The following is a 6,176-nucleotide window of genomic DNA, read 5'->3' on the forward strand; positions in this document are numbered from 1 at the left end:
GATTAAAGTAGACCTAAAGGACTACTTTAATCAGCATCATCTGCAAAAACTCGGACTAAGATTTTTTCTAGGAAACTCACACAAAGCTTTAAATGATCGACCAGAAATTGGTGTAGCAAGCTTTAAATTATTTAACTCAAAATTCACCTATCATATGGATCGTGGGTTACTAGAAAATGATTTGCGAGAGTTTAATTTGGAAGCTGGCATAGACTTGCTAGAACATGGCTCGGTGCAAAGTATAAATCTGAATGATTCGAAAGATTGTCACTCTATTATCTGCAAGCAATTAGACACTAAAGAAATACATACATTTAAAGCTCGTTGGGTAGTAGATGCAATGGGTAGGCGTCGGTTTTTGCAAAAGAAATTGGGTTTAGAAAAATCAAATTTTCAAGATAGAAGTGCGGTCTGGTTTCGTATTAACGAACGTGTTGATGTGAGCGATCTAGTTCCTTTAATTAACTCACAATGGCATAATCGTGTTCCTAACAATATCCGTTATTACTCCGCTAATCATTTAGTAGGAGAAGGTTACTGGGTCTGGTTAATTCCTCTGCCCTCCGGATACACAAGTATTGGTATTGTTACTAGCGACACGGTTCATAATTTTAAGGAATACAGTACCTACGAAAAAGCCTGTAATTGGTTACAAAAATATGAACCAATCTTAGCCGAACAGATAAAAGACCGACAGCCTGCAGATTTCATGAAAATGCCAAAATATAGTTACTCATCAACTCAGGTTTTTTCTTTCAATCGTTGGACTTGTGTAGGAGAAGCAGGAGCCTTCCCCGATCCTTTGTATTCACCTGGAACAGATATGATTGCTTTGGGGAATACCTTAACGACCGAACTGATTAAACTTGACCTTAGTGGGAAGTTGAATCAAAAAATGGTAGACCACGCTAATCGATTTTACTTAAAGACTAATGACAATGTTACAACAAGTATCGGAGGCTCTTATCAGCTTTTGGGTAAAAGTCCTGTGTTATTTTTAATGCAGTATATTTGGAAGGCAATGTTTTCCTGGGCAACTGTAACACCACTGATTTTTAATTCCGTATTTTTAGACCCAGATAGAATGGAAAAATTTGATGGTGTTCTTGAGGAATTTTCATCCTTAGCACATCAGGTTGAGCAATTGTTTAAAGAGTGGTCAAACAAACCTACTCATAGACTTTCCTTTGAATTTATAGATTATTTAGGAATGTTGCCTTTTGTTAACCAATTTCGTTCAAACTTGTTTTTTAAAAAGACCGATCTACAGCTTATTGACGACTACATAGCCAATTTAAAAATACTTGAGGAACTGGCTCAAGTAATATTTTTGTTGGCACTAGAGGATACTATGCCCAATAAACTAACCATGTTTTCAGAGCCGGTTTGGTTAAACGCCTGGGCTATTAGCTTAGATGTGGACACCTGGGAAGGTAATGGTCTTTTTAAACCCAAATCACAACCCCGTGATTTACATAGAGTTATGAAACCTTTGAAAGATAATATTCAATTGATTTCAAATCAATCTGTTTCTAAGAGTAACCAAAAAATTTATGCTGTCAATACCGTTATGGCATAAAAAATCAGCGTAGATAAAAAAGGATTGCTAATATATAGCAATCCTAAATCATTTGTAAAATCGGCAAAATATAAAATCATTGCTGGGCAAGGGTTATAGCGATAGCTTTGGCCAAAAGGCCACGCTTCTGCTAAAAGCGATCGGCCACTATATTTCACGAATCAGATAGGATTGCTATAGCGTTTATGGAATAAGTGAGCTACACTTCACCTGCCTACTGCCTTCAAGGGAGAACATTCATAGCTCATTAATTTTAGAATTACTCTATCTCTTTTGGATTTGGCAGCATAGTTGCTTCAAGACAACTGTAGCTCAAAGGGCAGGACTAGCGCTCGCCCTTTGAATTGGCATGACCGCGCCACCTATCCCACATTAATTTGACGCACTAACATTTAATGCCGTATGGATCTAAACAGAATTAATTACATTCATAATCTAACTGAAACCCAGACTATATAAGCTTTTGCTGTAGCTTTATTATGTCAATGATTTTGTATTAAAACTAACCAATTAATCAATATATATAATACCATTTATTTTTAATATATTTGTATGTATCAGCGAAAAAAAACTAATATTTTCAAAAAAAATATCTATAAAAATATCTATAAAAATTTAAATGTTTATAGATATAAGCTTCAATTTAATCCACTTTTATTCTCCTTGTTTACTAGCTTATTCTGTGCTATCGCTACCTGGAGTATATGGTTATTTGCAGTTAGTCCTAGTCGAGTACTTTCTCTGTTTGAAGCTAACTGGGAGATAGCTTCAACTATGATTTTTGGGTCTATGGTTGCTGGTAGCACCAGTATGGGCGGAGGAGCAGTCGCCTTTCCGGTTTTGACCAAAGTGCTTCAATTATCTCCACACGATGCCAAGGTCTTTTCTTTAGCAATTCAAAGTGTTGGTATGAGTGCGGCGTCATTGACCATTATGGCAATGAGAACTAAGGTTGAATGGCGATTCATATTTTGGGCAAGCCTTGGAGGAATTCCAGGTATTTTTTTCAGCTCAAGTTTTTTGGCTTTCCTTTTGCCTTCAGAAGCTATTAAGATTTCTTTCACGATGATGATCAGCAGTTTTGCAGTTGTTTTGTTCGCTTCCAATCGAACTAAAATAAGACGAAATTTGGCTATCATTTTTTGGGGAAATAGGGAACGAGTTATTTCACTAATAACAGGACTGATAGGAGGAATTATCAGCGGATTAGTGGGTAGCGGTATGGACATTTTTTGTTTTTCGATAATGGTGTTATTGTTTGGATTATGTGAAAAAAATAGTACCCCAACTTCAGTCATTTTGATGGCTATTAATGCGATAGCAGGTTTGATAATTCATAAATATATTCTTAGGGATTTTGGAGAGCCAATAATTAATTATTGGCTGACGGCAGTTCCTGTAGTTGTAATTGGGGCTCCGACAGGGGCAATAATAGGGAGTTTATTGAAGCGCAAAACTATTGTTAGTATAGTTATAGGACTTATATTGATCGAGCTGGTAAGTTCTTTAATATTGATTCCTATCAGTGTTGTTTCGATCGGTTTTTCTGTGTTTGTCTTTGTTATGTTCTGTTCGATTTATTACTGGATGTACCAAAGTCTTGGTAACCAAGGCAGTTCCAATGAAAAAAATTAACCGCCATGAATGAAAATATGCTAACTTACAAGCTCAGACTAATACAAGCTTTGAAACCGGTGAAACTTTTGAAGGATACAATGGTAGTATCAAGATCTGGTGAGTATTTTATTTTGAACCAGGAACCGGTATTCTTTGCTTTGAAGGTAAAATTTGAAGGTAAAATTTGTAAAGGGTAATTTTAATGAAAACACTACTCCATATTGATGCTAGTGCGCGAACTAACAGATCTCTAAGTAGGGAATTGTCAGGTCGTTTTATAAAAGAATGGAAAACAAAACGTCCTAATGATTGCATTATTAGACGAGATGTCGGTATAAAACCACCTCCAGCAACAACGGAGGCTTGGATTGATGCTGCATTCACTGATGAAGCCAATCGCAGTTACGAACAACGTCAAGAACTAAAACTCTCCGATATTTTGATTAATGAATTAGTTCAATCTGACATTATCGTTATTGGCACTCCTATGTACAACTACGGAATGCCTGTCAGTTTAAAAGCCTGGATCGATCAAGTGATAAGAGTGAATAAAACATTTAGCTTTGATCTATCTCGTGGCGAGCATCCAATTAAACCAATTCAAAGTGGTAAAACTTTGGTAATTCTCAGTGCTAGTGGTGAAGGAGGCTTTTTATCCGAGCAGCAAAATGCTAATGATAACTATCTTCATCCACATATAATTAAGTGTTTTGAAATTCTTGGTGTTGATAATCACAATATTATCGCAATTGAATATCAAGAATTTGGGGATGATCGCCATAGTAAATCTCTAGAAGATGCACACAATGCTGTACCCAAACTAGTAGAAAATTTAACTACTTATATTCATGATGTATGAACAATCAAAAAGAGATTTTTGATCAGATTAATACCGGAGTTTAGACTCAATCTTTTCCAGGGGATACCCAACAACTAGTATAACAACAAGGGAAGCAGGTCAAAGTTGCCGAACATAAGCTGATGTGCATTTAAATTGGTTATTCCCCGTTATCTGATCCGAAGTTGCTCGTTCCCTTTGAGGAATTTAGGTATCCCAATCTCAATGCTTGACAGCTTATGAACTATAGCAGTCGAAGTAAAGCTTAAGACATATTTCTGCTCCGTTCGCTTAGCGTGGCCCACGGCCTCAGTCCCTACTCCAAAGCTCCCTTTAAACCAAAATACTCTGTCCTAAACTATACTTCGGTTGCTATATGTACTATCAGAGTAAGCTAAAATACCTGAGGGGGCTATAGCTTGAGTACAAATGCTCAGCATAAGTGACTTGCTCCTGCAACATTGTCTTGATGCTCGAATTTGTTACATTTATATCTTTGTTTGCCTCTGTGATGACCCTATTGATGAGTTTTGTTGCTATGACATACGCGGGCATTGCATAGTTTTATTTTTAGTACACCATTCCTTGGTCAGCAACGCCGTTTTAGCCGTGCTAATAGTTAATAGCTGTCGTTGCTTTCAAGGGGAGTCTGATTCTGGTTACTGAAAGCCTAAACTCCCCTAACGGGTGAGTTTAGGATGGTTACAAAAACACAATCTGAAGCTCTAACTCAAAACCAGGAAGCAAATGCGATCGCCTTTGGCGCGGCTTTGCCGATCGCAGTATATCTCCAGGAAACAGAGTCTCGACTAAGGTAAGCTTGGCAGTTTGTCGCCGATAAACCTCAAGTTTAGTGGTGCGCCAATCCACAATCCAGTATTCCCGAACCCCCCGCACTGAATAGAGTTTCAGTTTTACCTCTCGGTCACGACGCTCATTTTGAGTTCCTGGTGATAAAGACTCTATGATTAGGTCTGGCGCTTCAGTTAAATGGCCTGCTTCATCAAGCATCTGTGGCAAGCGATTCTTGTCGCAAACCCAGACAGCATCAGGTTCCACAGCATTTTCTTGGTCAAAAACAATACCTGGAACTAGGACAGCTTCACCATAGCCCTTATCACTTAAAGACCAGGAATCAAGGGCATTGTATAGTCTTCCCACCACCTTGTTGTGGTTCCAATGGCGGGATCTGGTCACAAACAGGTCTCCATCGATAACTTCATATCTATTACCGTCCTCTGGTAAAAGATCTAGGTCTGTAGTAGTGAATCGAATCTGATCAACGGTGGTTTCAGTCATGACTTCTTTTCAAGTTCACTCTTGTGATCAACTGCCAACTCTGACTAATGAATTGTGATAATTTTTGACTCTATATTCCCGACTCCCGACTCCCGAGTCCCGACTCCCGACTCCCTGTTCCCTTTCCTAAATAACAAAATTATTGGCAATCGTACCATAAATCGTCACAATTTAAAGGTAACCTAGTTCTAAGATATGGAATGGGGCGCGCTAAGGGTGGCAAAAATGTGCCTCATCAGGGTTAAAAAAATATAGTTATCATAATAGTTATTATAGTTATCTAATTATCTACTTATTGCTGGCTTCGTGCTCTGTTAAGTCTGACTAATTCTGACCAAATCTGACTACGTCCGGTTCCAGGTTCTTAGTCAAGAACTTTATATTATGGTTTATAACTCAAGAGGGAAACCAGATTACCCTGGTGATGGGTCATATGCTAAGAGACTTTCAACTGCAGCAACTGTGTTGGGTGAGGATATATGTTAAAAGAGCGTAGACAGCAATTTCGTTTATTGGCTGGAGCCATAGTGCTATTGGTATCAGTGTGCCTGGGAGCTGTATTCTTAGGTGTCACCGTAGCGAATCAACTAGAGGAAAGAGAGGAAAACAAGACTGCTAACCAAGGGTTAACGGAGTCAACAGGCAAATCCGCTGTAGCACGGCTGGTTTCCCTGCCACCTCAACAACGAGCAACTAACCTAGATGCCTTTGCCTCCGGTCCGAAGTCTCGGGAACAGTATCGCGCCCGTTATCTGTTGGCATCGGATTTAATTCAACAAAATCAGCCAGAACAAGCCCTAAAGCATCTCGAAGGGCTTGAGTCAGATTATCCGGTTTTAGCAT

General features: G+C 38.6%; 5 protein-coding genes and 1 pseudogene. 5 read left to right on the forward strand and 1 reads right to left on the reverse strand.

The genetic code is table 11. The annotated features are described in order from the left end of the window. From F6K38_RS33215 to F6K38_RS33225, 3 genes are all read left to right on the forward strand, one after another. The coding region (locus F6K38_RS33215) for an NAD(P)/FAD-dependent oxidoreductase (protein ID WP_287359370.1) at positions 1 to 1,579 on the forward strand (1,579 nt) is incomplete at its 5' end. A gap of 552 nt (positions 1,580 to 2,131) precedes the next feature. Continuing rightward, positions 2,132 to 3,214: a sulfite exporter TauE/SafE family protein gene (locus tag F6K38_RS33220; RefSeq protein ID WP_287294307.1), complete on the forward strand. Its 1,083-nt coding sequence runs from the start codon at positions 2,132 to 2,134 to the stop codon at positions 3,212 to 3,214. A 184-nt stretch (positions 3,215 to 3,398) separates the two neighbouring features. Then, positions 3,399 to 4,055, forward strand: a complete 657-nt coding sequence (locus tag F6K38_RS33225; RefSeq protein WP_287294310.1) for an FMN-dependent NADH-azoreductase — start codon at positions 3,399 to 3,401, stop codon at positions 4,053 to 4,055. Between the two features lie 681 nt (positions 4,056 to 4,736). Here F6K38_RS33225 and F6K38_RS33230 read toward each other — a convergent pair. Then, a complete protein-coding gene (locus tag F6K38_RS33230; protein ID WP_287294313.1) occupies positions 4,737 to 5,333 on the reverse strand; it encodes a Uma2 family endonuclease in 597 nt (198 codons plus the stop codon). A gap of 54 nt (positions 5,334 to 5,387) precedes the next feature. On the opposite strand from F6K38_RS33230, the gene F6K38_RS33235 reads away from it, so the two are divergent. Then, positions 5,388 to 5,519, forward strand: coding sequence for a hypothetical protein (locus F6K38_RS33235; protein ID WP_287267319.1), 132 nt, complete (start codon positions 5,388 to 5,390; stop codon positions 5,517 to 5,519). A gap of 293 nt (positions 5,520 to 5,812) precedes the next feature. Further along, a pseudogene (locus tag F6K38_RS33240) lies at positions 5,813 to 6,176 on the forward strand (tail length tape measure protein); the annotation flags it as partial.

The organism is Moorena sp. SIO3B2 (assembly GCF_010692525.1).
Classification (GTDB): Bacteria; Cyanobacteriota; Cyanobacteriia; order Cyanobacteriales; family Coleofasciculaceae; genus Moorena; species Moorena producens.

What these genes read in the sequence shown, in the direction of transcription:
- F6K38_RS33220 (WP_287294307.1), top strand. Translation starts at nt 2,132, where the DNA reads ATGTATCAGCGAAAAAAAACTAATATTTTCAAAAAAAATATCTATAAA.
- F6K38_RS33225 (WP_287294310.1), top strand. Translation starts at nt 3,399, where the DNA reads ATGAAAACACTACTCCATATTGATGCTAGTGCGCGAACTAACAGATCT.
- F6K38_RS33230 (WP_287294313.1), bottom strand. Translation starts at nt 5,333, where the DNA reads ATGACTGAAACCACCGTTGATCAGATTCGATTCACTACTACAGACCTA.